The following is a 26660-nucleotide window of genomic DNA, read 5'->3' as shown; positions in this document are numbered from 1 at the left end:
GGCCTTTCTGATACTTTGTATCTCACCTGCAGATTTGAATCTTTTCTTATGGATAAAACTAAACAAAGTGAATTGGTTCGATGGCTGAAACAGCAAAGTGCTCCAGCCCGTCGATGGCTACGGCTATCAATGATCCTAGGTGTTGTAAGCGGCTTATTAATTATTGCACAAGCATGGTTATTAGCTGTTTTACTTCAAGCATTTATCATGGACAGTCTGAATCGTGATATGCACATACCTACCTTTCTCACCCTTATTGGTATTTTTATCTTACGCGCTGTGGTGATGGCGATAAGAGAGCGAGTAGGTTATCGCTGTGGTATGGCGGTCAGGCAACAAATTCGTAAAATTGTTCTTGATAGACTTGAAGAGCTAGGTCCTGTTTGGGTTAAAGGCAAACCCGCAGGGAGTTGGGCTACAATTATTCTAGAGCAAATAGAAGATATGCAAGATTACTATGCGCGTTATATTCCGCAAATGTATCTTGCTACCATTGTGCCTATCCTTATTCTTATCACCATCGTCCCTGTTAACTGGGCTGCTGGCTTGATTCTATTTTTCACCGCCCCACTGATCCCGCTATTTATGGCATTAGTGGGATTAGGCGCAGCAGATGCTAACCGCAGAAACTTCCTCGCATTAGGTCGTTTAAGTGGTAACTTCCTCGATAGATTAAGAGGGTTAGATACATTACGGTTATTTAACCGTGGTAATGCAGAAGTTAAACAAATCACCGAAGCAACAGAAGATTTCCGCAAACGTACAATGGAAGTGCTAAGAATGGCATTCCTTTCATCAGGCGTATTAGAATTCTTTACCGCGGTTTCGATTGCTGTTGTCGCTGTTTACTTTGGTTTTTCTTACTTAGGTGAACTCAGTTTTGGTAGTTATGGTTTAGGTGTCACACTTTTCTCAGGCTTTTTAGCGCTGATCTTAGCCCCTGAATTCTTCCAACCTCTGCGTGATTTAGGAACTTACTATCATGCCAAAGCACAAGCCGTTGGCGCTGCAGAATCTCTGGTTGAGTTTTTAGAAGCCGATGGTGAAAAACCACAATTCACAGGCAATGAGCGCCTTAATACCACAGAAAGTATTGAGATAACGGCTCATGAACTAGAAATTCTATCTCATCAAGGTGTCAAACTCGCAGGTCCATTAAACTTTACTATTAACCCTAATCAACGAATTGCGATTGTGGGTCTAAGTGGTGCAGGCAAAAGCTCGCTATTAAATGTGCTGCTCGGCTTTTTACCTTATCGTGGCTCCTTAAAAGTTAATGGCGTTGAATTGACGCAACTCTCGCCTGATGCATGGCGTCAATGTTTAAGCTGGGTTGGTCAAAATCCGAATTTACCCGAACAAACCTTGCTGGATAATATTCGCTTAAGCAATCCTAATGCCAGTGATGAACAAATCAACCTTGCTATTGAAAAAGCCTATGTCAGCGATTTTATTCATGAGTTACCTGACGGCTTAAATACGATTATTGGCGATAGTGCTGCACGCCTTTCTGTTGGTCAGGCTCAGCGTATTGCTGTTGCGCGTGCTTTATTGTCGCCTTGTCAATTTTTGTTATTAGATGAACCGGCAGCAAGCCTTGATTCTCATAGTGAACAACGTGTTATGCACGCACTGAATAATGCCTCATTAAATCAAACGACCTTGCTTATTACGCATCTACTTGAAGAGACATTAGGTTACGACCAAATTTGGGTGATGGAAAAAGGTCAGATTATTGAAACTGGCACTTATGCATCATTAAGCCAACAGAATGGCACTTTTGCTCGCCTTCTTGCTCATCGTAAAGAGGAACTTTAATCATGAGAGTATTGCTTCCTTTTCTTGCGCTCTATCGCCGTCACTGGTTTATGTTATTGCTGGGGATTATCCTTGCAATTCTGACTTTACTGGCAAGTATTGGTCTTTTAACACTATCGGGCTGGTTTTTAGCAGGTACATCTCTTGCGGGTTTTGCGGGTATTTATAGCTTTAACTATATGCTACCAGCAGCGGGTGTTCGAGGTGCAGCAATTTTTCGTACTGCGGGTCGTTATTTTGAAAGACTTGTCAGTCATGACGCAACGTTTCGCGTATTATCGCACTTACGTGTATTCACCTTTAAAAAGATCCTCCCTCTTTCACCGGGTGGAATTGCACGTTTTCGTCAAGGTGAATTACTTAACCGCTTAGTTGCTGATGTTGAAACGCTCGATCACCTTTATATTCGCGTTATTTCCCCTATTATTGCCGCTTTTGTTGTCATTATGGCAATTATGTTTGGTCTTGGTTTAATCGATGCTCGTTTAGCCAATACGCTGGGTGGCATTATGCTTACCTTGCTGATTGTTTTGCCTTTCGTATTCTACTACGCAGGAAAACCTATTGGCCGTGATCTCACCGACTTACGAGGTCAATATCGCACAGTATTAACCAGCATGTTGCAAGGACAAGCCGAGCTAACTGTTTTTGGCGCATTACCTCGTTTTAGACAAAATTTGGCGCAACTTGAAGCTAAATGGCTGCGTAGACAAGCACAACAAGCAAACTTAACCGGCTTATCGCAATCATTAATGATCCTCGCATCAGGTCTAACAGCAACATTAATTTTATGGCTTGCGGCTGATGGTATCGACAATAGTTTTATGCCAGAAGCGTTAATTGCCTTATTTACATTCTGTGCATTGGCAGCATTTGAGTCTTTAGCGCCTGTTACTGTTGCTTTCCAGCATTTAGGTCAAGTAATGACATCTGCAACACGTATTTCTCATTTAATTGAGCAAAAACCGGATGTCACTTTTCCTGAAAAAGGAGGAGAAACAAACAATCATGCCACACTGACAATGCGCGATATTTGCTTTACTTATCCAGCTCAACCAATGCAAGTCATCAATCACGTTGATTTAACGATTGAAGCAGGACAACACATTGCCTTATTAGGAAAAACGGGGTGTGGTAAATCGACTCTGTTGCAGTTGATCAATCGGGCTTTTGATCCGACTCACGGTACTATCAGCTTAAATAATTTGCCTATTGCTGATTATGATGAAGCGACATTACGTTCAATGATGTCCGTTGTCCCTCAACGCGTTCATGTCTTTAGCCACACATTAAGAGAAAATCTATTGATGGCCAAAGAACAGGCAACAGATGAAGAGCTTAAAGATGTTCTTCAGCAAGTGGGTCTTGGGCAGCTACTTGAAAATGATGAAGGCTTAAATGCATGGATGGGTGATGGTGGTAGACAGCTCTCTGGTGGCGAGCAGCGACGTTTAGGTCTGGCAAGAGCGTTACTCCACAATGCCCCTCTTGTATTGCTTGATGAGCCAACAGAAGGCCTTGATGCCGATACAGAACAGCAGATCCTTGCGCTCTTACATCAGCATTGCCAAGGTAAGGCTGTATTAATGATCACTCACAGACTTCACGGTTTAGATAAAATGGATAAAATCTGCGTTATGGATGGCGGAAAAATCGTTGAAACAGGCACTCATGCTTCGTTGTTACAACAACAAGGGCATTATGCTAAATTTCATCAAAGACAGGCTCTATTAACACCAACTCACGAGGCATAATATGCCGTTGTTTCAATTGGATGATAGTGATTTAGATTTTCCAGAGCCTCACTTAGCGTTAAAAGAGCCTAATGGTTTATTAGCGATAGGGGGAGAAATCTCCCTTTCGCGATTACGTGTTGCGTATCAATCGGGTATTTTCCCTTGGTATTTCCCTAATGAAGAACCATTATGGTGGTCACCCGATCCAAGAGCCGTTTTACCGGCTGGTGATTTGCATATTGGGCGCAGTTTACGTAAATTTATTCGGCATCAGCCTTATAAAATTACGTTAAATCATGCCTTTACTTCAGTGATTGAAGCATGTTCTGTACGTGAAGAAGGAACGTGGATAGGTCCTGATATCAAAGCAGGTTATGAAGAACTTCATCAACAAGGTGAAGCTCACTCTGTTGAGGTTTGGGAAGGTGATGAACTCGTTGGAGGATTATATGGTGTAAACATGGGTGCCGTTTTTTGTGGCGAATCTATGTTTAGCCGTAGAGATAACGCTTCTAAATGTGCCTTTATTGCTTTTTATAACCATTTTCTTCGTTATGGGGGTCAACTATTTGATTGTCAGGTGCTAAACTCTCATACTGCCTCGTTAGGTGCGACTGAGATCTCTCGTGAACATTATTTAGTTACGTTATCTCGTTGGAAAAAAGTGATTATTGATAAAAAGTGTTGGTATCAGCAATCGTTGGAATTATAATCACTGCTTGTTTTTGTAAAGCCCTTCTTATTTAAGACAGAATTGAGAATGTCATTCTGTTATTTATGCAAAAAGGTTTATACAAAAATTTTATCTTACACACCCATTATGTGGTTAGGGTGCTGTTATTTTATTGCTACAAATACCACAAAATAAAGAATTACGACTTCTGTTATTACTTTTACTTTAGCAAAGTAAAACGCAAGTTGCGGTAAGGATGTTAAGTGCAATAGCAAGGTAAACACCATTGCTATCCAATAACATTCCTTTACATAGGACAATATTTTCGGCATTATCTTGCCGTTTAAAAAATATGGTTATTAAAACTTAGAGGATTAGATGGCCAAAGAAGACAACATTGAAATGCAAGGCACTGTACTGGATACTCTGCCAAACACGATGTTCCGCGTAGAATTAGAAAACGGACACGTCGTTACCGCTCATATCTCAGGAAAAATGCGTAAAAACTATATTCGTATCCTGACAGGCGACAAGGTTACCGTTGAGCTGACCCCATATGACCTGAGCAAAGGCCGTATCATCTTCCGTAGCCGTTGATCCCAATCTGTTCTCTCCCGCTATTGTCATATAACGGGTGAAAAAAAACACCACAGGCAAGGCATTTATTGATGCTCACCTGTGGTGTATGCTTTTATAACTTATATAGCTTAGTGAGATTAACCGCTATCTTTAGATAACAGTATCTTCATTCTTAGCCAGTTTCTCTTGGCTAACAAACTCATAATTCAATTTGCCTGCCAGCTTATCGAGTGTTACTGAAACTGAACCGCCATTAACAAGAGAACCAAATAAAATCTCGTTAGCTAATGGTTTTTTCAAGTTTTCTTGAATAACACGCGCCATTGGTCTTGCGCCCATCGCTTTGTCATAGCCTTTATCACATAACCATTGACGTGCTTCTTGGCTAACTTCTAGCGATACCCCTTTATCATCTAACTGCACTTGCAGTTCAACAATAAATTTATCCACAACCATAGAGATAATTTCTGGTGATAAGGCATTAAACCAAATAATACTATCTAAACGGTTACGGAACTCAGGTGAGAAGGCTTTTTTGATTTCGACCATCGCATCAGTGCTATTATCTTGCTCTGTAAACCCAATCGATTTACGTTGCGTTTCACGCACGCCCGCATTAGTTGTCATCACTAAAATAACATTACGGAAATCGGCTTTACGCCCATTGTTATCCGTTAATGTGCCGTTATCCATTACTTGTAACAGGATATTGAATACATCAGGATGCGCTTTCTCAATTTCATCAAGTAACACAACGGAATATGGATTTTTAATAACAGCGTCTGTTAATAATCCACCTTGGTCAAAACCAACATAACCAGGAGGAGCACCAATTAAGCGACTGACCGTATGTCTTTCCATATATTCTGACATATCAAAGCGTAGCAGTTTAACATTCAACGCTTTTGCTAACTGTACAGTGACTTCCGTTTTACCTACCCCAGTAGGACCCGCAAATAAGAACGAACCCACCGGTTTATTATCTTCGCTTAATCCAGCACGGCTCATCTTAATCGATTCAGATAAGGCATGGATTGCTTGATCCTGACCGAATACCAACATTTTTAATTGGTTATCGAGATTTTTCAGTATTGATTTGTCGCTACTAGAAACTGTTTTTTCAGGAATTCGTGCAATTTTAGCCACGACCGACTCAATATCTGAGACATTAATGGTTTTTTTACGTTTGCTTGGTGCAATTAAACGTGTTTTTGCACCCGCTTCATCGATAACATCAATAGCTTTATCAGGTAGATGCCTATCAGTAATGTATTTAACCGATAAGTCCACCGCAGCCTGAATAGCTTTATTGGTATAACGCACATCATGGTGTGCTTCGTATTTCTGGCGCAATCCTTTGATGATCAAAACCGTCTCATCTGGAGATGGCTCAATTACATCAATTTTTTGGAAACGACGCGCAAGCGCTCTGTCTTTTTCAAAGATATTGCTAAATTCTTGATAAGTCGTAGAGCCTATAACACGAATTCGACCACCAGATAACAATGGCTTAATTAAGTTTGCCGCATCAACTTGTCCTCCCGATGCCGCTCCTGCACCAATAATGGTGTGGATCTCATCAATAAATAAGATGCTTTTTTCATCTTTTTCGAGGGTTTTCAGTAATGCTTTAAAGCGTTTTTCGAAATCACCACGATATTTTGTTCCCGCTAATAGCGAACCAATATCGAGTGAATAAATTGTGTAACCTTTCATCACATCAGGCACATTATCTTGCTCAATACGCCATGCAAGCCCTTCTGCGATAGCTGTTTTACCAACACCCGATTCACCCACTAATAATGGGTTATTTTTGCGACGACGGCATAATACTTGGATTGTTCTTTCTAATTCAGCTTGACGCCCAATTAGGGGATCAATTTTACCTTGGCGCGCTAACTGATTAAGGTTAGTGGTAAAATTATCCATATGATCGTCACTTTGAGGCATCTCTTGTTGAGATTGTGCGTTCATATCATTCATGTCAGAAAGATCTTCGTTTTGTTGATCTTCTTTTGAAATGCCATGAGAAATAAAGTTAACGACATCAAGGCGACTAACGTCGTGTTTACGTAATAGGTAAGCTGCGTGAGACTCTTGTTCACTAAAAATAGCCACCAGCACATTTGCGCCAGAGACTTCATTTTTACCTGATGATTGAACATGAAAAACAGCGCGCTGTAATACACGCTGAAAACTCAGCGTTGGCTGTGTTTCTCTGTCCACATTTTCAGGCAGAATTGGGGTTGTTTTACGAATAAAGACTTCAAGCTCTTCGCGTAAGACTGCTAGATCGACTTTACAAGCTTCCAATGCTTCGCGTGCCGATTTATTACTTAATAGCGCCAACAGCAGGTGCTCTACAGTCATAAATTCGTGTCTGTTATCACGGGCTTTCGCGAATGCAACATTAAGACTCAGCTCTAATTCGTGATTAAGCATAAGCACCTCCTCCTTAAAAGACTAACCGGATCATGCCTGTTCAAGAGTACATAAAAGTGGGTATTCGTTTTCTCTCGCATACAGATTAACTTGCGCCACTTTTGTTTCAGCAATGTCCGCACTATAAACCCCACAAACTCCTTTTCCTTTATGATGAACGTCCAACATAATTTGCGTTGCTTTTTCCTCGCTAAGGAAAAAATACATCGTAAGCACTTCTACAACAAAATCCATGGGGGTGTAATCATCATTATTCAAGATCACCTTATACATTGATGGTGGCTCATTTTTCTGATGAACATCTTCCCTTAACGTGGTTTCTGTTAAAAAATCAAACTGACCCATTGTTTTGTATTACTCATAGTTTTGTTAAACGTCACTTTCAATTATGACATTTAGTTTACCATCTCACAGGAAAGTCTGCCTATCAACGCTTTTTTATTCCTTCTTTTTACATTCAAAAAATTACAAAGCGTTAGCTACATCAAAATTTCATCTACCCGAAACACTTTCTACCCTCTTCACCTCTTGACGATTGAAACAATAAAATAGAGTATGTTTTATGAACAGCTCAGTAAATATACTGAAAGTGATGTTAAACAAATAAATACAAGTATATGAGAGAAGCTAAGTATGGAGACAGGTACAGTAAAGTGGTTCAATAACGCTAAGGGTTTTGGTTTTATTACCCCAGCAAAAGGTGGCGATGATATTTTTGCCCACTATTCAACAATCAGAATGGAAGGTTACCGCACACTTAAAGCGGGGCAGAAAGTTAATTATAGCACGATAAAAGGACCTAAGGGTGATCATGCCGACCTTATCATTCCTATTATCGAATAGAAGGTAATTACAGCATAGGTGATCCCAATAAAAATACCTTTTACTCATAATAGTTGGGTATTTTTAGTCAAATAGAATACCTAATTCATTCAAATAAAAGCCCTTTATGTTTCAAGGGCTTTTATCTTATGGTTAGCTTATAGTTAGCATTTAGCTTGCGTTATTCTCTCGCGAGAGCATCTATTGGATTCATTTTTGCTGCACTTCTTGCAGGTAAAAATCCAAAAATAACACCAATGGCAGTCGAACAAATAAAAGCACTCACTAATGCGATAGGCTGGAATACAAAATGCCAATCAGGCAACATCACACTTGCCACCATAGCAATACCAAATGAAAGACCTATTCCCAGTACCCCGCCAACTAAACACACCAATACGGACTCGATAAGGAATTGTTGCATCACATCACTTGCTCTGGCACCCACCGCCATTCTAATCCCAATTTCTCGCGTTCTTTCTGTCACTGAAACTAGCATAATATTCATGACACCAATCCCACCCACGACTAATGAAATAACGGCCACTAAAGTGAGAAACAGTTGCATTGTTTGAGTTGTGCTTTCGGCAGCCTTAATAAAGCTATCAAGGTTATAAGTAAAAATATCTTTTTTACCGTGCCTGATCGTTAATAACCGGATAATTTGTTGCTCCGCAACGCTGGCATCATAGCCTTCCGTTGCTCTTACTGTAATGCTATCAAGATAACTTCGATTTAAAATACGGCTATTTAGCGTGCTGTAAGGTACCCATACTCTGAGCGATTGACCATTGCCAAAAGCCGATTTCTTCTCTGCAATAACACCAACAATGGTCGAGGGAATATTGCGAATAATGATTTGCTCACCAATAACTTCTTTTTTGGTAGGGAAAAACCGCTGACGGGTATTTTCATCAATAACGACAACTTGAGCTTGCCGCTCGATCATATCAGGTGTAAATGAACCACCTTGCGAAAACTTCATGGCATACACAGTGAAATAATCGTCACTAACACCCGCAACAGATGCAGGCGAGTCTTGATTTCCACGGCGTAATCGTGTGCTAAATTGCACTTGTGGTGTAACAGCTTGTACATAAGATTGTTGTTTTAAAGCAAAGACATCTTGCAATGTTAACGATTGTCTATCTTCTGGTGAATCGCTGCCAAAATCTTTCCCTGGATAGATATCAATAGTATTAGAGCCAATCGCTTTTATATCTGCCAGCACCATGCTTTTAGCGGCATCACCAATCACAATAATAGTGACGACAGAGGCTATACCAATAATAATGCCGAGCATCGTTAGCAACGTGCGTATTTTATTCACAACCATTGCACGCCAAGCCATATCTAATGCTTGTGTAAAACGCCCGAATATTTGCCCAAAATACGAAGAAGCTAAAACAGGGGGTGTCTCTTTTTTAACTTTATTTGCTGTTCTTTGATGGTAATTATCATTAATAATCTTACCATCTTTTATTTCTATAATTCGCTCAGCCTGTGCTGCAATTAAAGGATCATGGGTTACGATAATAACCGTGTGCCCTTGTTCATTTAATTGCTTAAGAATAGACATAACCTCTTTGCCAGAATGACTATCCAATGCCCCTGTTGGCTCATCTGCAAGAATGACTTCACCACCATTCATTAATGCTCTAGCAATACTTACGCGCTGTTGCTGACCGCCAGAGAGTTGATTAGGTCGATAATCAACGCGATCCCCTAATCCTAAGCGTGTTAATAGTTCACGCGCCCTTTCTTTTCTTTGAGTAGCATTTTTATCTGCATAAATCGCAGGAATTTCAACATTCTGTTCTGCACTTAAATGCGACATTAAATGGTAGCGCTGAAAGATAAAACCAAAATGCTCGCGGCGTAATGCTGCAAGTTGGTCGCCTTCCATTTTCGCAACACTTTGACCTGCGACTTTATATTCACCGCTACTTGGTTTATCTAAGCAGCCTAAAATATTCATTAAAGTCGATTTACCGGAGCCAGAAGCCCCGATAATCGCCACCATTTCTCCAGCATTAATCGTTAATGAGACTTTATTGAGAACAACGGTTTCTTCTTCACCATTGGTATATAAACGGCTAACCTCATCTAGCTCTAATAATGCGGGCATTATGCTTCTCCTGAAGTTTTACCCAGAATAACCTCATCGTTTTCTTTCAATCCGCTGAGAACTTCTGCATAAACATCAGTACGCATACCTATTTTTACTGTGCGTCTTTCTGGCTGACCATTAACCAATACATCAACATAATATTCATTAATACCAGCATCCTCACCTAATACCGAAAGCGGAACAAGAAGCACCCCTTTTTTAGTTTCGATAAGGATTTTAACTTGTGCAGTCATTTGCAACCGTAATAAATGTTGTTCATTAGGCACTTCAAAACGCGCATAGTAGAAAATAGCATCATTAATTTTTTCAGGTGTCGGAAGAATATCTTTTAATTTACCGCTAAAGGCTTTATCTGGCGCGCCTAAAACAGTAAAAGAAGCGCTGAGATCAGGCTTTAAATAAATAACGTCAGCTTCGGATACTTCTGCTTTTACCAGCATTGTGTCTAAATCAGCTAAAGTTAAAATCGTAGGCGCTTCTTGCGCGGCAATCACTGTTTGACCTTCAAGAGTTTTAATAAACGTGACAACACCATCCATTGGCGCAGTTATCCGTGTATATTGCAGATTCGTTCTTGCGGTATCTAATGTCGCTTGGTTCTTTTTAATTTGAGCTTGATAAGTGATGATGCGCGCTTTTTTCACTTCAACATCAGTTCTAGTACGATCAAGCTCTTCTTGCGCAATAACATGGGTAGCAATCAACTTTAATTGTCGCTGATATGTCAATTGCGCCAAACGCAATTCAGCCTGTGCTTGTTGAAGATTGGCTTTAAGCTCATTATTTGTTTCTTGAGATTCTGTGACGTCATTTTGTGCTTTTTTAGGATCAATAATCGCCAATAAATCACCTTTTTTAACGGCATCGCCCTCTTTTACATATAAAGTTTGTAGCTGACCACTAACCTGCGCACCTACATCTACTTTACGCACAGCATCAAGCTTACCAGTTGCGGTGACTTCTTTTGACAGATCACCTCGTGTGATCTGCTGTGTTTGATATATCGGTGCCTTATCTTTTGGCAAAAAAAAGTACGTCGCAATTGCTGTAACAATTAAAATAAGGGTGAGCACTTTCCCTCGCTTTTTTAAAGATAAAAAAGCCATAATTCTTCCTTCTTAAACATAAAGATGACATAACTCATACAAAGCTTTAGCTATGAGATTTTATTCTCATAGCTAAATAAAATACGTGTAGATGTTGTGAATTTATCTTACTTACATAAATGTAGTGAATTTGAATTAATTCGCCTTGCCTCTTGCAAGCCATGCAACACGAGAGAACATACTTTTCAGTATGGAAGGGATGGAGTCTACTCCACGTTGAGCCGCATTGTTAGCTACCGTTAGTGCGAGATCAGGCTTAGATGAACGTTGAATGGCTTTAATGATCACGCGTCGAGTTGGCCATTTTTCATTATCTGGCACACCTGCGACATCATGATATACATTGCGAAAGCCTTCTTTATATAAAAAATGTTCCATATCTAACGCAGGAAGCTTCGTTAATCTATCACGCTCTGCATCATTGCTTTTTAATGCAAAATCCTTAACGGTCGCGGCATATTTCTTACCCGCTTCATCACCATCTACTAAGGTATGCCATTCTATACCCATATAAGTTGCGTACTTTAATAATGGCTTAAGCCCACATTGAGCAAACTCAATGACTTTTATTCCTTCCGCTTCAAAGAAATAATTACATTGCCTTGCCAATTCATTCATTAACCAAATCTCTGTTTCACCTTCAACCAATAACCAACAGCGCGCAAATAACGCAGAGGGTCGGTTATAACGAATATGAAATGAGATACGCCGCTCTTCATCAGAATGTAGTTGCTGATCTCCAACACGGTAAGCCGCAACTTTATCGGTATCACGCACTAAACGACAAACGCTTTGCAGCGGTGCGAGTGAAAGCAGTTCACCTGAGTTTGTAGTTGTGATCCGTTGTAATGAGAAAAGATTGAGTAATCCCCAAGCCACCGAAAGCATAATAGGATGTAAACGCGTTTCTGGGTTTTCAACAATCACAATAGGTCTTGCATAAGGATCAAGTGCAACACTACCACGAGATTGTAAGATAGAAGAAAACATCCCCAAGATAATTAATCGAATACTTCTCTGATTGGGTTTTGCCAACACTTTATTGATATTTTCTAAGGCATGCCAGCCACGTACATGAGGCTCGTTAACTTTGCGATGGTGAGCGCGGGATTTAAACAGCAACGAACCGTGATCTGCAAAATAGTGTCCTAACAGTTGTTGCATTGCATCAAGACCTTCACGCAAATCTTCATCTGACAACTCGTCAGGATTTCTGACTAACGCTTTGGTTAACTCGCTCATTTTATTATTAAACGCTTCTCGATGAGGATTATTATGAGAGTCGATAACGTCAGAGGCGAGATCACGAACAAAACGCGCATCTTGTAAACGAAGAACTGGATAAAGCCTCACTATCTCTGCAATGATTTCTTGAGTTTGCCCATTAGGTAAGCGAATTTGCTTGCCTTCTTTATCAAGAAAATAGCGGAATGTTTTTACATTCTTTTGTTCATCTAATTCCGCACTGATACGGTAATAGATATGTTTAAGATCATCCCCATTTTCAACCCATACAGGCGCGATTTTATGGAAGCGATAAGAGCGATGACGCCCTGGGCGAGATTCAGTAAACGTTAAAATAATTTGTAGGCTTTTTTTGCCATTTTCTTCAGGTTCATTCGGCAAACGATGGAAATCATCAGGTGTAAATGCATATTGATAGGTTTCAATACCCAAACTGAGTGTTAACGCATCAAGTAATGAGCTTTTACCCCACGCATTTTCACCCACTAAGACTGTATTCATATCAAGAGGTAATGAAAGACGATTAAGTCCACGGAATCCAACTATTTCCACTCTTTCTAAATACATAAATTCCCTCGTCAGTTGCGACTAAGCTATGGTTTTATTTTATTCTTCCTATCTTCACTTTATGCTTAATCAGCAATAATTTCACTTAATGTATATTTTCATTAAATCACAGTTCAAGATAGCCGTAATAAAATTTACTCAACTATTCGATATATACCCATTTTGTTCGCTTTTCAATCAATTAAAGCCTCTTACACCTAAACATGGTAGGCTCGTTAGCCTTAATAAATATTTTAGACTTATCTTAATTTCTGTATCCACAACATCATAAGTAAATGTTATAATCCAATTCACGTTATTAGTTTATTTTATAATTTAAGCACACTCAGTAAGGAATAGAAATGCTATCAGGATTATTAATTATCCTACTTCCGCTTTTTGTAGGGTATTTGATTAAGTTAAACAATCGCCCATTACTTCATCTGGCAAACCGCCTGCTTAGCGCGATGGTTTACGTTATCCTATTTCTAATGGGCGTTAGTTTAGCCATGCTAGATAATATTGGTGAAAACTTAGTCTCGATTCTTTCTTATGCTAGTGTTTTCTTTTTATGTACATTTGGTGCCAACTTACTGTTTTTATGGTTACTGGATAAAAAAGATCCTTGGCACGTCCCTGCGCATAAACAGTCCAAGCCCCCTTCACGCATAAAAATGGTACTTGAATCGCTGCAATTATGTGGTGTCGTTGTTGTGGGTTTCTTTGTCGGTTTAACAGGCTGGTCAATTTTCCATTATGCCTCTCATGCCAGCCAAGGCGCGCTTATCTTCTTACTTTGGTTAGTCGGATTACAATTACGCAATAGCGGAATGAGTCCTAAGCAAATTCTTATCAATCGTCGAGGAACAACCATTGCCGTCGTGATGGGCGTTAGTGCGCTTGCTGGTGGTGCTTTAGCTGCTTACTTACTAGGATTACCGATGAAAATGGGATTAGCGATTGCATCAGGTTATGGTTGGTATTCATTATCGGGTATTGTGCTCACTGATGCATTTGGTCCTGTTATTGGTAGTACTGCATTTTTCAATGACTTAATGCGTGAATTAGCGGCAATTATGCTTATTCCTATCATTGTTAATCGTTATAGAAATACGGCATTAGGAATTTGTGGTTCAACATCTATGGACTTTACCTTGCCTGTTTTACAACGCAGTGGCGGTGTTGCCATTGTGCCAGCAGCGATTGTGCATGGATTCGTGTTAAGTTTAATCACACCAATCTTGATGGCGTTCTTTACTTCATAGAAAAATCAGTAACAATAGAACGATAACGTTCTCTTTTTACAATGGATTAACCATGAATCAACAGCGTGTATTAGTACTTGGTGCCAGTGGGCATATTGGTCAAAATCTTATTCCAGCTCTGATAAAACAAGGTCATCAGGTCACTGCTGGCGCTCGTAGAATTGACTGGATGATGTCTCAAGGTTGGGAAAATACACGCTGTATCTTTGTCGATTTACATGATCCAGAAACCTTAAACAGTGTCATGCACGATACAGATATCGTTTATTATCTTGTTCATAGTATGGGAGATGCGCATAATCTAATTGAACTAGAGCGCCAAGCTGCCATTAATGTTGTTGAAGCACTTGAAGGCTCGAACGTTCAACAAATTATCTTTTTAAGTGCCTTACAACATGAAGATCAACAATACTCTCCTCACCTTATTGCACGAAAACTGACAGGTGAAGTATTAAGAACCAGCTCCATCCCGGTAACAGAAATTCGTACCTCAATGATTGTCGGTCCTGGTTCAGCCGCTTTTGAAATTATGCGTGATATGGTTTATAACCTCCCCATTCTTACGCCACCTCGCTGGGTTCGGTCAAAGTCCTCCCCTATTGCCTTAAAAAATTTAATTCACTATTTAACAGAAATTATTCATCACCCTACACATCAGCACCGGATTTTTGATGCAGGTGGCCCTGAATACATCAGCTATCAAACACTTTTTGAGCGCTTTATTAAAATTTCGGGTAAAAAGCGGATGCTAATTCCCATCCCAATGCCAGCGAGTTTAATTTCGGCAGGATTTATCAGTATGATAACGTCTGTGCCCACCTCGATTGCCAAAGAGCTGATCCAAGGGCTGAAATACGATCTTCCTGCCAACGATGAGCGATTACGTAAACTGATCCCTCAGTCTCTAATTAAATTTGATGATGCAGTAAAAGAAACACTCGCTGATGAAGAAGCCGCGTTAGATAACCAAGATTGGGGTTACTCTTCGGCGGTTCGTAGTCGCTGGAAACCCGGCTATGGCTATTACCCTAAAAATGCGGGTTGCACAGTATCCACACCTGCAAGCGCGGCATCCCTTTGGCATACAGTGCAACAAATCGGCGGTGAACAAGGGTATTTCTATGGTAACGCCTTATGGAAAACACGCGCCATTATGGATGATATTGCAGGGAATAAAGTCACTTACGGACGACCTTCTCGAGAAACGTTAGAACTTGGCGATATGATTGATGGTTGGCGAGTGATTAAACTGGAGCCTGAAAAACAGCTCACACTGTTATTTGGAATGAAAGCGCCCGGTTTAGGCAGACTCTCTTTCACGATCCACGACAGTGGTCATCTGCGTTCAATAGATGTTCGTGCTTGGTGGCACCCTGCAGGATTTAGTGGATTACTTTATTGGTTTGCCATGATGCCTGCGCACTTATTTATTTTCAAAGGTATGGCTAAAACAATAAGTACTAACGCTTACAAACTGGATAAAAATTCACCTACCAGTGAAAAAAAATAGCCGAGTTACCCATTTTTACGTAAAAAAACCACTTTATTATGCAGTTTTAGTTGCATAATTATTCTCACCGTTTTATTATTTGAACCAGTTAATGACTATTCAGAAAAAACGCATGAGTATTCAATTAAAAAACATAAATTGTTTCTACGGTTCGCACCAAGCACTCTATGATATTAATCTAGAATGCTCTGCTGGTGAAACAATGGTTCTATTAGGACCAAGTGGTGCAGGTAAAAGCTCCCTAATGAGAGTTCTTAATTTATTAGAAATGCCACGTTCAGGCGAATTAGAAATTGCGGGTCTGCATTTTGACTTTAGCCAACAGCCTAACGCAAAGGCAATTCGTTCATTACGCCAAAATGTGGGCATGGTATTTCAACAATATAATTTATGGCCACATTTAACGGTTCTTGATAATTTAATTGAAGCACCTTGCCGTGTATTAGGTTTATCAAAACCACAGGCCAAAGAAAAAGCAATGAAATTACTTGGACGTTTACGTTTAAGTGAATATGCAGAACGTTTCCCACTGCATTTATCAGGGGGGCAGCAACAACGTGTTGCTATTGCTAGAGCCTTAATGATGGAGCCTCAAGTTCTCTTATTTGATGAACCAACGGCAGCTTTAGATCCTGAAATTACCGCTCAAGTTGTTGATATTATCAAAGAACTTTCTGAAACGGGTATTACACAAGTGATTGTGACCCACGAAGTTGAAATTGCACGCAAAGCCGCGAGCAAAGTTGTATATATGGAAAACGGTCGTATTATAGAGCAAGGTGATAACTATCGTTTCACAGCTCCACAAACGGAAGCTTTTGCTAATTACTTGTCACACTAAATCAGGATCAGACAATGAAAAAAATATTATTTGCGGCACTTCTGACCAGTATTACACTTTCTGCAACTGCGGCTGAGAAAGAAACAATCCGTTTTGCAACGGAAGCAACGTATCCTCCATTTGAAATGATTGATGCAAATAATCAAATTGTGGGATTTGACGTTGATTTAGCAAATGCAATGTGTGCAAAAATTAATGCGGACTGTACCTTTACCAATCAGTCATTTGATAGTTTAATTCCTAGCCTGAAATTCCGTCGTTTTGAAGCATTAATGGCAGGCATTGATATTACGCCAGAGCGTCAAAAACAAGTTGATTTCACTGATTCTTACTATGATAACTCAGCAGTATTTATCACAGTAACAGGTAAAATCTCTGATGTTGCGAGCCTAAAAGGTAAACAAATTGGTGTACAAAATGGGACAACCCATCAGAAATTCATCAATGAACAACACAAAGAGATGAAAACAGTTCCTTATGACAGTTATCAAAATGCGGTATTAGATCTGAAAAATGGTCGTATCGAAGCTATCTTTGGTGACACGGCTGTAGTTAATGAATGGCTGAAAAAGAATCCTGAATTAGGTATTGTAGGTGATAAAGTTGCAGATCCTAACTATTTTGGTACTGGTCTTGCGATTGCAGTAAGAAAAGGCAATGCTGATTTACAAGATAAATTAAATAAAGCATTAGCTGAAGTAAAAGCTGATGGCACCTATGATGTCATTTATAAAAAATGGTTTGAATAACGATATTTCAATAACAACAATAGTTTAATAGATGAATGAAATAACAACTCTAGCAGGTGCGGCCGTCACAACGGTCTCACTTGCTATTTCTGCTCTTATCATCGGATTAGTTCTTGCCATGCTGTTTACAGCTTGGGAATCCGCGAGATGGAAAGCCTTTGCTTTCTTAGGAACATGCTGGGTAACACTAATTAGAGGACTACCAGAAATGCTGGTGGTTCTTTTTGTCTATTATGGCACCTTGCAAGGTGTCATGATGCTAATGGATGGTATTGAATTAGGTGCTTTCACCTTACAAATTGATTTTGGTGATACTGAATCTTTACCTTTCTATTGCGGTGTTATCGCCCTTTCACTTCTTTATGCTTCTTATGCTTCACAAACTTTACGTGGTGCATTAAAAGCCGTACCAACAGGACAATGGGAAGCCGGCCAAGCATTAGGCATGGGTCGTATTACTATTTTCTTCCGCTTTATCATGCCTCAAATGTGGCGTCACGCTTTGCCGGGTTTAGGTAATCAGTGGTTAGTACTCTTGAAAGACACCGCGTTAGTCTCATTAATCAGCGTCAATGATTTAATGCTACAAACACAAAGTATCGCCAATAGAACTCAAGAGCCTTTTACTTGGTATAGCATTGTTGCTCTGATTTATTTAGCAATTACATTGGTCAGTCAATATATCCTGAAATGGCTAGAAATGAGAACGACCCGATTTGAACGGAGTGCCTCATAATGTGGGATTATATTGTTGATATATTACCGGGATTACCAACCAGCCTTTCTTTAACAATTGTGGCGCTATTGGTTGCATTTACTTTATCGGTATTAATGACCTTTATTTTGGCACTAAAAACACCGGTTATTAGCCAAATAGTAAAAGCTTATATTACCTTATTTACGGGTACACCATTATTGGTGCAGTTCTTCTTAATCTATTATGGTCCTGGGCAATTTCCTGCGTTGAAAAACTTCCCATTGATTTGGGAGTTATTATCAACACCTTGGTTTTGTGCAATGGTCACATTAGCATTAAATAGTGCGGCATATTCAACCTTACTTTTCTATGGTGCTGTAAGAGCTATCCCATCAGGGCAATGGCAATCTTGCCAAGCGCTAGGCATGTCTCCAATACAAACGGCAAGAGTGATATTACCTTACGCATTTAAGCGTGCGCTTTCATCATATTCAAACGAAGTGGTCTTAATATTCAAAAGTACCTCACTTGCCAGTACCATCACTTTACTTGAGTTAACAGGTTATAGCCGACAAGTTTTTGGTCAAAGTTATGATGTAATGGTTTTTGTTGCAGCCGGTATTATTTATCTGTGTATCAACGGAATATTGACTCTTTTAATGAGATTAATTGAGAAAAAAGCCTTAGAGTTTGAGCATCGTAATTAAAAACGTGTAAACCGAACTGTCGATATAAAAACACCCCAGTAGGTTATGAACTGCACCCCAAAAGTTGGACACCAACTTTGGGGTGTTTTTCTATGTTTGAATAAATAACAAATAATTATTCTATTCTGGTGTAGCCTGTTTTTCTATTAACGCTTCTTTGTGGCTTACTCGATAAGCATTCAACGCTAATAAACTGCCAAGTAACATCACAATAGCTAACGCTAATTTCGGTTGTACTGGTGAAGCCAACGCGGTTAAACCAAAGGCTGCACCACCTGCCATTTGAATAAAACCCACTAATGCAGAGGCAATACCTGCTGTTTTTGAATAAGGTTCAAGTGCATAACTTGTCGCGGGTCCCATAATAAAAGCAAGCCCCGCACAAGCACTTGCCACAGGAAGCATATAGATCAACCAATGATCCTGCATTGCGGCTGGAATAAGCAACAAGCTACCTAACAAGCTCACACAGCCTAATCCCATCAGCCCACTCCCTAAGATCAAACAAACAGGTCTGCCGGCACGGTGAATAACGCGGTTTGCATAAAAACTAACAAACATGATCCAAAAACCATTTACACCAAAAACAATAGAAAAAATCAGTGCTGATAATTTTGCATCATTCATCAATACAATTGGGGCGAATGACACATAGGTTAATGCCATCCCCATTGTCCCCGCATTCACTAAAGCAAAAGTCAAAAAGCGTTTGCTGCATAAAATCTCAAGGTATGTTTTACCTAATTTTTGCTTTGATTGAGCAGTATTTTCAGGCTTTGTTTCTGGTAAAAAGCGGGTGATCAAAATCAACACAAACACTGAATAGAAAATTAAGAACCCGAAAGGAGCACGCCATCCCCAATATTCTGCTAATAATCCACCTAATAATGGCGCCAATGCAGGGATAATATTTAACGTACCATTTAAAAAACCAAAAACGCGGGCGGCTTCATTACCATTAAAACAGTCACGAACACAGGTAAAAGCGACAACAGAAGTACAGCACACAGCTGAAGCTTGTAATAATCGCGAGATAATAAAAAGCGTTGAGTCTGTCGAAATTGTTGCAATAACAGAACCCACAATATAGATAAGTATTCCCGCGATAGCGATAGGTTTACGACCAAACCTATCCACTAAAGGTCCCGATATAAGTTGCCCTACACCTAAGACTAAAATAAATAAAGCGATAGTTGATTGGATAAGGGATACGCTACTTCCTAAATCTTGAGCAATCGTAGGTATCGTCGGTAAATAGAGATCGATCCCCAAAGGTCCCAATAACACCATCACTAATAACAACGCTTTTAAGTTCTGCATAAAATAGAATGCCCATCTAATAAAAAAGAAAACGCCCGATGTTATCCATCGAGCGTTAAATGCTTATTTATACTAACACTCAATTACTATTTTGTAATAAATATCTTAGTCATCTTGTAATACTAATAACGTAAGGACTTCATAGTGAGAAGTATGCGGAAACATATCAAACAATTGCACTCTATCTATCTGATAATGTGAAAGTTGCTGGATATCTTTTGCCATGGTTTGAGCATTACAACTTGAGTAAAGGATAAAGCGAGGTTTCATTTTATTTAGATAGCCGCATAATGCCTCACCAATACCTCTTCTTGGTGGATTAACAAGCACTAATTCAGGAACAGACTCTTTTGCTAATGCATAGCCTGTTGAATCTAACGCTTGAAACTCGACATGTTCTAGCCCTAATTCCTGAGCTGATAAACGTGCGCATTCAATAGCCTCTGGGCTAATTTCAATACCTGTTAATTGGGTTGATTTATCTGCACAATGCAACCCAAAGCCCCCTGAACCACAAAACATATCCCACAAATGCGTGATATTTAATTCTCTTACCCAACGACCTGCTGTGGCATAAAGTGATGAAGCCACCGCTGGATTAGTTTGAAAAAAGCCTCTTGGGCGAATATGCAATGGAATTTGGTTAAATGATTCATCCAAGAACGTTTTTTCAGTCAGAATAATTTCTTGCTCGCCTTCCAAAATAGCCATATGAACAGGTTGAATATTCACGGAGATAACCGCTAATTGAGGCAATTGCGCTTGTAACCAAGGAAGTGCTTTGCGAAGTTGTTCTAGTTTTTTTTCTGAGCGCAAAACAAAGCGCAACATCATAGTGCGATTACTTCGACTCTCAGTTAATAAAATAAACTTGAGTTCACCGCGGCGCCGTTCGATGTCGTAAGGCACTAACCCTGCTTTTGCAATAAATGTTTTTAAAACAGGAAACACGGGTGCAAAAGAAACTGGGTACAGTGGACATTCACATAAATCGACAGCCATACCGTCTTTCGTTTTTAAGCCTAAGACAGGTCTTTCGACACTCCCACTGACGACCATTTTTGCTTTATTACGAAACTGTGCCTGTTGGCTTTCTACTGGCGCTAATTTATCAAAAGCATAATCTTCTGGAAGTAATGCTAATAAGCTGTGCTGTTTTTTCTTGATTTGTTCAGGATAAGCAAGAGAAAGCCACTCACAAGAATGACATTCACCCGCACTAAATCGTGCGCATTGCATAAGATTTTGCGACCGTTATGGAGATTAATATTAATGTACAGTATAGGAGGAGTCAGTTGATGCGCTATTTATCTCAACATCTTCTTCGTCTTCTTCGTTTTCACTTTCTTGCTTTTCGCCATACAAGAAACCGTTATTAAAAATTTCCCTGACGACTTCAGCAGATTGCTCTTCTGCTTTTTGTAAGAATAGGTCAAATTGATTAAGTGAGATACCCGCAGCAACTGGGAATGATTGGCAGAAGACTAATTTTGGTAAGTTCTCATCACTAATTTCTAGAAATGTTTTAATAAATAAAGAGCTTGCATTAATTTGGCTTAGATTTGCCATTAATGGCACTATGGCTGACGGTTTTAGCTCAGCGATAGCGGTAAATACAAGTACATCCTCAAGAATATCAATTTTGGCATCAAAAATACCACTGATATATTGAAGATGCGGTAAATGTAACGCCTGACAAGAGTCACATTCATAATAAGCAATCTGTAATTCATCAAGCCAAGACTTTAGCTGATCCAGATCGGTAGTCACAACAGCGTTCATTCAAATAACCTTTACGCGCAAAAAATAGAGTGCCTTTTGGCATTGACGCTATTTTGCCACTTTTTCTATCTTGACGGCACTAATAAATAGAAAAACTAAGAAAATTAAGCCAATTTACACATTGTTTTTTCTTAGTTTCTAATACATTTTTGAGGGAAAACAGATAGCTATTCTCTGTTATTCTCTTTTTTCTTTTTACTATTTAGGGATTTATGGTCAATCCCTAAAAAAGTTAATCGATAAATAGCACGCCATACAATATGGATAGCGGGCGGGATCATGCAGATAACCCCTAAAACAACTAATGTTAATTGTCCTGTATATGTTCCTAGCCACTGCGGAGAGGTCATATATTGATTGATATAAAGATAAGCAATCACCAATAAAACAATCCCGATTATTTCAATGATGATAATGGGTTTTGGCATATCTGATAGTGATTTCATATCTCGATTTGAAGGCTTTTCCATGATTTCTCCGCTAAATTGCTGTGTTGCAGTCCTATCTCATTATCCAGCAAATTGGTATAATTTATCACACTAAAAGGCAATAACTGTTTTTGTTTAGCCTAATAAAAGGGCATAGTAACAACCAATAGAAACTATTATGCCTGAATTTTATTTCCTCAATAAGGAGTGTCGTATGTTTGTTGTCATTTTTGGTCGCCCTGGTTGTCCATACTGTGTTCGTGCAAAACAACTGGCTGAAACTTTGTCTGAAAAACGTGACGATTTCGATTTCCGCTATGTAGATATTCAAGCTGAAGGAATTACAAAAGCTGATTTATCTAAAACTGTCGGTAAACCTGTTGAAACTGTGCCACAAATTTTTATTGATGAGAAACACATTGGTGGTTGCACAGATTTTGAAGCTTATGCTAAAGAAAATTTAGGCATCTACAATTAATTCAAAAGCGCTAAAACAGGTTATTTATCAATATGTTTTAGCGCTTTCTCTTTTTGCATCATCCATCTTTTCTTTATCTTCTCACTCTTTTCCCAAAAAAATTCTATTTTTTTTCATTAGCCAGCGAACTTTCTTTCTAACTCGTAGTCTGAATTAGTGCCACTGCTTTTCTTTGATGTCCCCAAATATTGAGGAGCCCGATAGTTTCAACCCTTTTGGTGAAATAACTGTCGGGTTTTTTATTGCTTGAAATTTAGTAACACTCACCTTGCAATGTCACAATAATACGACGATTACCACCGTGATTACGATGTTCACCAAGATAAATTCCCTGCCAAACCCCTAAATTCAGTTCACCTTGACTAATAGGAACCGTAACACTTTGCCCAAGTAAGCTACTTTTAATATGCGCAGGTATATCATCACTGCCTTCATAAGTGTGAAGATAGTAATCTTCGTTCTCTTTTACGCTTTGATTAAAGAAATTTTCAAAGTCGCTTCGTACTGTCGGATCAGCATTTTCATTAATCGTTAATGAAGCCGATGTATGTTGAATAAAAAAATGAGCAATTCCAATTTTATATTGTCTTAGTTCCGGTAATTCTTGAATCAATGCTTGTGTAATTAAGTGAAATCCTCTTGGTCGTGCATTAAGGACTATATTTTTCTGGAACCACATAAAGTTATACCTCGTTGAAGATAAGAAAAAGAACGATGTGAGAGCAATAACATAAGCGCAATACTCTTTTTAAGAGTGCTTTAACTCAGTTTGCTATAAAACTGACAAATCTTTTAAAAAAAGCACAATTAAATAAGAAAAAAACACTTTACCCCTATTACTCCCTCATTTACCCTTAAAAACTTGCGTATTATGTATCATAAACATCGCTTATCAGTACGACATGTATGGAGCCTACTTTGCTGGAACAATTCAATTTAGCCGTATTTTCAATGATGAATGCAACACCTGCGGCATCTCCTTTAGAAATCGGTACGGCGATAATTATTGCTAAGTACCTTGTCTATCTTTTTCCGTTATCTTTAGTGTTCTATTGGTTATGGGGTAATGAAAAACATCTTAGCCAGCACAGAACATTGGTATGTAAAGCGGCTATCTCTTTAGTTATCGCACTTTCTATCTCTTGGGTGATTGGTGCTATTGCGCCTCATGCGCGCCCTTTTGCAGCCAACATTGGCTACAATTTTCTTGATCACGATGCAACACCATCATTCCCAAGTAACCATGGTACGTTTGTTTTCACCATTGCTTTAGCTTATCTCTTTTGGCATAACAGCAAACGTATTGGCTATATTATGCTCGGTTTAGGGCTTGCGATTGCTTGGTCGCGTATCTATCTTGGTGTACATTGGCCAATCGATATGATTGGTGCCTTTATTGTTGCTCTACTTTCTTGTGGCCTTTGCCAGATCTTCTGGTCTAAAGGTGGAGACATACTCCAAAAATGGGTACAACAGCTCTATCAGCTCTGTTTTGCTTATCCTATTCGCAAGGGTTGGACAAAGGCATAACCTTTCTTATACCGAAAAAGACCACATTTATTGTGGTCTTTTTTTATATTTAGCTTAAGTAATGCCCTTCTTCAATATATTAATATATAAATAAAAATATTCTCTACTATTATAGTATTTGTCCAAAAAATAAATATGTTGTTATTTTAATCAAAATGAAACTTTTATATTCGTTATATAGCAACCTACCAAACTCATTTATTAACAAATTCATTGTCGTATTTATAAACAATATTCTACTTATAAATGAAATATAGCTATATTCATTTCATAAAATAAAGGAAATTCATTAATAAATAATCATATTGCATCGTTTCTATATTCTTTTGTCTAGTTTTAAACATTAATTAAAGAAAATAATTTATCATTATATTTCAATCATATGCGTGGTTAATATAATGTTTTAATTGTAAACAAAAATAACCTAATTGATTTTAATCATTTATTTCCTAGTTAATAAAAATACCTAAAAATAATCATTAACATATGAATATTTAAGTATTTAGCTTTATTTTGTATTTACTTTAAAATTGGAAAGTTATTTCAAAATGTTTTAAAAACCGCCTCGAAAAACACAAAATATAAAAAATGTTACATTTTCAGCTTTTTTAGTTATATTTAGCATTTGAGATGGTGATCACGGTAGTTTATCCTGAAAAACACTATATTCTGCAACTCTTAAGTCTAGATATAAACTTATAGAATATTTTTTCAAATTTTGGAAGGGTTTAACTCTTTTGAAATTTAAAGATTTTGTATGTGGTAATTGAAGATATTGAGATAACACCAGGTACTCAATGCACTCATTTATTCATAATTAAATTTATGCAGTGATTCATTTCTAAAAAGAAATACAATCGCGCTCTTATTTTTATTCATTATTTTTTTTACCGCGTTATTTCGGAGAGTATTATGGATACAACCAAAGTTGGTTCTATCGCGTCGGGTAACACCCAAGGTGATTACAAAACATGGCGTAAGTCAGATACAGTATGGATGTTAGGTTTATACGGTACGGCTATCGGTGCTGGTGTTCTATTTTTACCTATCAACGCAGGGATTGGTGGTTTAATTCCTCTGCTTATCATGTTAGTACTTGCGTTCCCTATGACCTTCTTTGCACACCGTGGTATGTGCCGCTTTGTGTTATCAGGTAAAAACCCAGGTGAAGATATCACTGAAGTTGTTGAAGAACACTTTGGTAAAACAGCAGGTAAATTAATCACCCTGCTCTATTTCTTCGCAATTTATCCTATTCTATTGGTTTATAGTGTTGCTATCACCAATACAGTAGAAAGCTTTATTGTGAACCAAATGCACATGGCTGCACCACCTCGCGCAATTTTATCGCTGATACTGATTATTGGTATCATGTCGATTATCCGCTTTGGTGAACAAGCTATCGTTAAAGCAATGAGCGTTTTAGTATTCCCATTTGTTGCGGTCCTGATGGTCTTAGCACTGTATCTGATCCCAGAGTGGAATGGTGCGGTTCTTGATACTCTCTCTTTTGATCACGCAACTACATCAGGTATGGGTCAAGGTCTATTAGTAACCTTATGGTTAGCTATCCCTGTAATGGTGTTCTCTTTTAACCACTCTCCAATCATCTCTGCGTTTGCTGTTGCAAAACGTGAAGAATACGGCGAAAACGCTGAGAAAAAATGTTCACGCATTTTAGCTTATGCACACATCATGATGGTTATCACCGTAATGTTCTTCGTGTTTAGCTGTGTATTTAGCTTAACACCAGAGAACTTAGCTGAAGCAAAAGCACAGAACATCAGTATTCTGTCTTACCTTGCTAACCATTTTGAAGCGCCTGTTATCGCTTATATTGCTCCATTTATTGCTTTCGTTGCGATCACTAAATCATTCTTAGGTCACTACTTAGGTGCTCGTGAAGGTTTCAATGGTTTAATCATCAAATCACTGCGTGAGAAAGGTAAAACAATCGAAAAAGATCGTTTAAACAAAATCACTGCACTGTTTATGCTGGTTACAACTTGGATTGTTGCAACATTAAACCCAAGCATTTTAGGTATGATTGAAACATTAGGTGGCCCAATCATCGCGATGTTACTGTTCCTGATGCCAATGTATGCAATCCGTAAAGTACCAGCAATGAAGAAATATGAAGGCCATATCAGCAACGTATTTGTTGTAGTCATGGGTCTTATCGCAATCTCAGCAGTTTTCTATAGCTTAATTAACTCTTTCATTAGTTAATAAGACATCTAATGGCTACTTTCATA

The 26660-nt window shown here is 38.8% G+C and carries 24 protein-coding genes; 14 read left to right on the top strand and 10 right to left on the bottom strand.

Features of this window, described 5'->3' with window-relative positions:
* Positions 1 to 48 precede the first annotated feature (48 nt).
* The 4 genes from cydD to infA all read left to right on the top strand — a co-directional run bounded on the left by cydD (position 49) and on the right by infA (position 4824).
* Positions 49 to 1818 (top strand): heme ABC transporter permease/ATP-binding protein CydD, encoded by a 1770-nt coding sequence (gene cydD / locus QQS39_RS06205; protein WP_151434689.1) that lies wholly within the window; start codon positions 49 to 51, stop codon positions 1816 to 1818.
* Positions 1819 to 1820: 2 nt separating this feature from the next.
* Positions 1821 to 3572 (top strand): heme ABC transporter ATP-binding protein/permease CydC, encoded by a 1752-nt coding sequence (gene cydC, locus QQS39_RS06200; protein ID WP_151434688.1) that lies wholly within the window; start codon positions 1821 to 1823, stop codon positions 3570 to 3572.
* Between the two features lies 1 nt (position 3573).
* Entirely contained in the window at positions 3574 to 4266 is a 693-nt protein-coding gene (gene aat / locus QQS39_RS06195) for a leucyl/phenylalanyl-tRNA--protein transferase (RefSeq protein WP_285805567.1), read from the top strand.
* Between the two features lie 339 nt (positions 4267 to 4605).
* Complete coding sequence (infA, locus tag QQS39_RS06190; RefSeq protein ID WP_004244560.1) at positions 4606 to 4824, top strand: translation initiation factor IF-1; 219 nt, start codon at positions 4606 to 4608, stop codon at positions 4822 to 4824.
* A gap of 132 nt (positions 4825 to 4956) precedes the next feature.
* On the opposite strand, the gene clpA is transcribed toward infA, so the two are convergent.
* Entirely contained in the window at positions 4957 to 7248 is a 2292-nt protein-coding gene (gene clpA, locus QQS39_RS06185) for an ATP-dependent Clp protease ATP-binding subunit ClpA (protein WP_285805566.1), read from the bottom strand.
* A gap of 30 nt (positions 7249 to 7278) precedes the next feature.
* The gene (gene clpS / locus QQS39_RS06180; RefSeq protein ID WP_151434685.1) at positions 7279 to 7593 is read right to left on the bottom strand and encodes an ATP-dependent Clp protease adapter ClpS; all 315 of its coding nucleotides are present in this window, start codon (positions 7591 to 7593) and stop codon (positions 7279 to 7281) included.
* Positions 7594 to 7881: 288 nt separating this feature from the next.
* On the opposite strand from clpS, the gene cspD reads away from it, so the two are divergent.
* A complete protein-coding gene (gene cspD / locus QQS39_RS06175; RefSeq protein WP_023581298.1) occupies positions 7882 to 8091 on the top strand; it encodes a cold shock domain-containing protein CspD in 210 nt (69 codons plus the stop codon).
* Positions 8092 to 8251: 160 nt separating this feature from the next.
* Here cspD and macB read toward each other — a convergent pair whose 3' ends face one another.
* The 3 genes from macB to QQS39_RS06160 form a co-directional block, all read right to left on the bottom strand.
* A complete protein-coding gene (gene macB, locus QQS39_RS06170) occupies positions 8252 to 10198 on the bottom strand; it encodes a macrolide ABC transporter ATP-binding protein/permease MacB (RefSeq protein WP_151434684.1) in 1947 nt (648 codons plus the stop codon).
* On the bottom strand, positions 10198 to 11307 hold the full coding sequence (gene macA / locus QQS39_RS06165) for a macrolide transporter subunit MacA (protein ID WP_285805565.1): 1110 nt from the start codon (positions 11305 to 11307) through the stop codon (positions 10198 to 10200). The genes macB and macA overlap by 1 nt, the downstream gene beginning before the upstream one ends.
* A 135-nt stretch (positions 11308 to 11442) precedes the next feature.
* Complete coding sequence (locus tag QQS39_RS06160) at positions 11443 to 13119, bottom strand: ATP-dependent nuclease (protein ID WP_285805564.1); 1677 nt, start codon at positions 13117 to 13119, stop codon at positions 11443 to 11445.
* A gap of 341 nt (positions 13120 to 13460) precedes the next feature.
* Between QQS39_RS06160 and QQS39_RS06155 the strand changes: the two genes are divergently transcribed.
* From QQS39_RS06155 to artM, 6 genes are all read left to right on the top strand, one after another.
* Complete coding sequence (locus QQS39_RS06155; protein ID WP_285805563.1) at positions 13461 to 14363, top strand: LysO family transporter; 903 nt, start codon at positions 13461 to 13463, stop codon at positions 14361 to 14363.
* Positions 14364 to 14415: 52 nt separating this feature from the next.
* Positions 14416 to 15873: a DUF2867 domain-containing protein gene (locus QQS39_RS06150; protein WP_151434680.1), complete on the top strand. Its 1458-nt coding sequence runs from the start codon at positions 14416 to 14418 to the stop codon at positions 15871 to 15873.
* A gap of 112 nt (positions 15874 to 15985) precedes the next feature.
* Complete coding sequence (gene artP, locus QQS39_RS06145; RefSeq protein WP_151434679.1) at positions 15986 to 16714, top strand: arginine ABC transporter ATP-binding protein ArtP; 729 nt, start codon at positions 15986 to 15988, stop codon at positions 16712 to 16714.
* A 14-nt stretch (positions 16715 to 16728) separates the two neighbouring features.
* The gene (gene artJ / locus QQS39_RS06140; RefSeq protein ID WP_023581291.1) at positions 16729 to 17463 is read left to right on the top strand and encodes an arginine ABC transporter substrate-binding protein; all 735 of its coding nucleotides are present in this window, start codon (positions 16729 to 16731) and stop codon (positions 17461 to 17463) included.
* A 31-nt stretch (positions 17464 to 17494) separates the two neighbouring features.
* Positions 17495 to 18199: an arginine ABC transporter permease ArtQ gene (gene artQ / locus QQS39_RS06135; protein ID WP_151434678.1), complete on the top strand. Its 705-nt coding sequence runs from the start codon at positions 17495 to 17497 to the stop codon at positions 18197 to 18199.
* A complete protein-coding gene (artM, locus tag QQS39_RS06130; RefSeq protein ID WP_151434677.1) occupies positions 18199 to 18867 on the top strand; it encodes an arginine ABC transporter permease ArtM in 669 nt (222 codons plus the stop codon). Before artQ ends, artM begins: the two co-directional genes overlap by 1 nt.
* Positions 18868 to 18987: 120 nt before the next feature.
* Here artM and QQS39_RS06125 read toward each other — a convergent pair whose 3' ends face one another.
* The 4 genes from QQS39_RS06125 to QQS39_RS06110 all read right to left on the bottom strand — a co-directional run bounded on the left by QQS39_RS06125 (position 18988) and on the right by QQS39_RS06110 (position 22439).
* On the bottom strand, positions 18988 to 20187 hold the full coding sequence (locus QQS39_RS06125) for a multidrug effflux MFS transporter (protein WP_151434676.1): 1200 nt from the start codon (positions 20185 to 20187) through the stop codon (positions 18988 to 18990).
* A 105-nt stretch (positions 20188 to 20292) separates the two neighbouring features.
* Positions 20293 to 21426 (bottom strand): 23S rRNA (uracil(747)-C(5))-methyltransferase RlmC, encoded by a 1134-nt coding sequence (gene rlmC, locus QQS39_RS06120; RefSeq protein ID WP_151434675.1) that lies wholly within the window; start codon positions 21424 to 21426, stop codon positions 20293 to 20295.
* Between the two features lie 30 nt (positions 21427 to 21456).
* Positions 21457 to 21969: a type III secretion system chaperone family protein gene (locus tag QQS39_RS06115; RefSeq protein WP_196570082.1), complete on the bottom strand. Its 513-nt coding sequence runs from the start codon at positions 21967 to 21969 to the stop codon at positions 21457 to 21459.
* Between the two features lie 167 nt (positions 21970 to 22136).
* Positions 22137 to 22439, bottom strand: a complete 303-nt coding sequence (locus tag QQS39_RS06110; protein WP_196570081.1) for a YbjC family protein — start codon at positions 22437 to 22439, stop codon at positions 22137 to 22139.
* Between the two features lie 172 nt (positions 22440 to 22611).
* On the opposite strand from QQS39_RS06110, the gene QQS39_RS06105 reads away from it, so the two are divergent.
* Entirely contained in the window at positions 22612 to 22875 is a 264-nt protein-coding gene (locus QQS39_RS06105; RefSeq protein WP_036912158.1) for a GrxA family glutaredoxin, read from the top strand.
* A 253-nt stretch (positions 22876 to 23128) separates the two neighbouring features.
* On the opposite strand, the gene QQS39_RS06100 is transcribed toward QQS39_RS06105, so the two are convergent.
* Positions 23129 to 23554 carry a secondary thiamine-phosphate synthase enzyme YjbQ gene (locus QQS39_RS06100; protein WP_285805562.1) on the bottom strand — a complete coding sequence of 142 codons (426 nt, stop codon included), beginning with the start codon at positions 23552 to 23554 and terminating at the stop codon, positions 23129 to 23131.
* Positions 23555 to 23793: 239 nt separating this feature from the next.
* Here QQS39_RS06100 and ybjG point away from each other — a divergent pair, with 239 nt between their 5' ends.
* Entirely contained in the window at positions 23794 to 24405 is a 612-nt protein-coding gene (ybjG, locus tag QQS39_RS06095) for an undecaprenyl-diphosphate phosphatase (protein ID WP_151434671.1), read from the top strand.
* 912 nt (positions 24406 to 25317) lie between these two features.
* Complete coding sequence (locus QQS39_RS06090; RefSeq protein ID WP_151434670.1) at positions 25318 to 26634, top strand: HAAAP family serine/threonine permease; 1317 nt, start codon at positions 25318 to 25320, stop codon at positions 26632 to 26634.
* Positions 26635 to 26660 lie beyond the last annotated feature (26 nt).

This window comes from Proteus appendicitidis (assembly GCF_030271835.1).
In the GTDB taxonomy this organism is placed as follows: domain Bacteria; phylum Pseudomonadota; class Gammaproteobacteria; order Enterobacterales; family Enterobacteriaceae; genus Proteus; species Proteus appendicitidis.
Note: the sequence above shows the minus strand (reverse complement) of the source record. Positions and strands in the feature narration are given on the sequence as shown.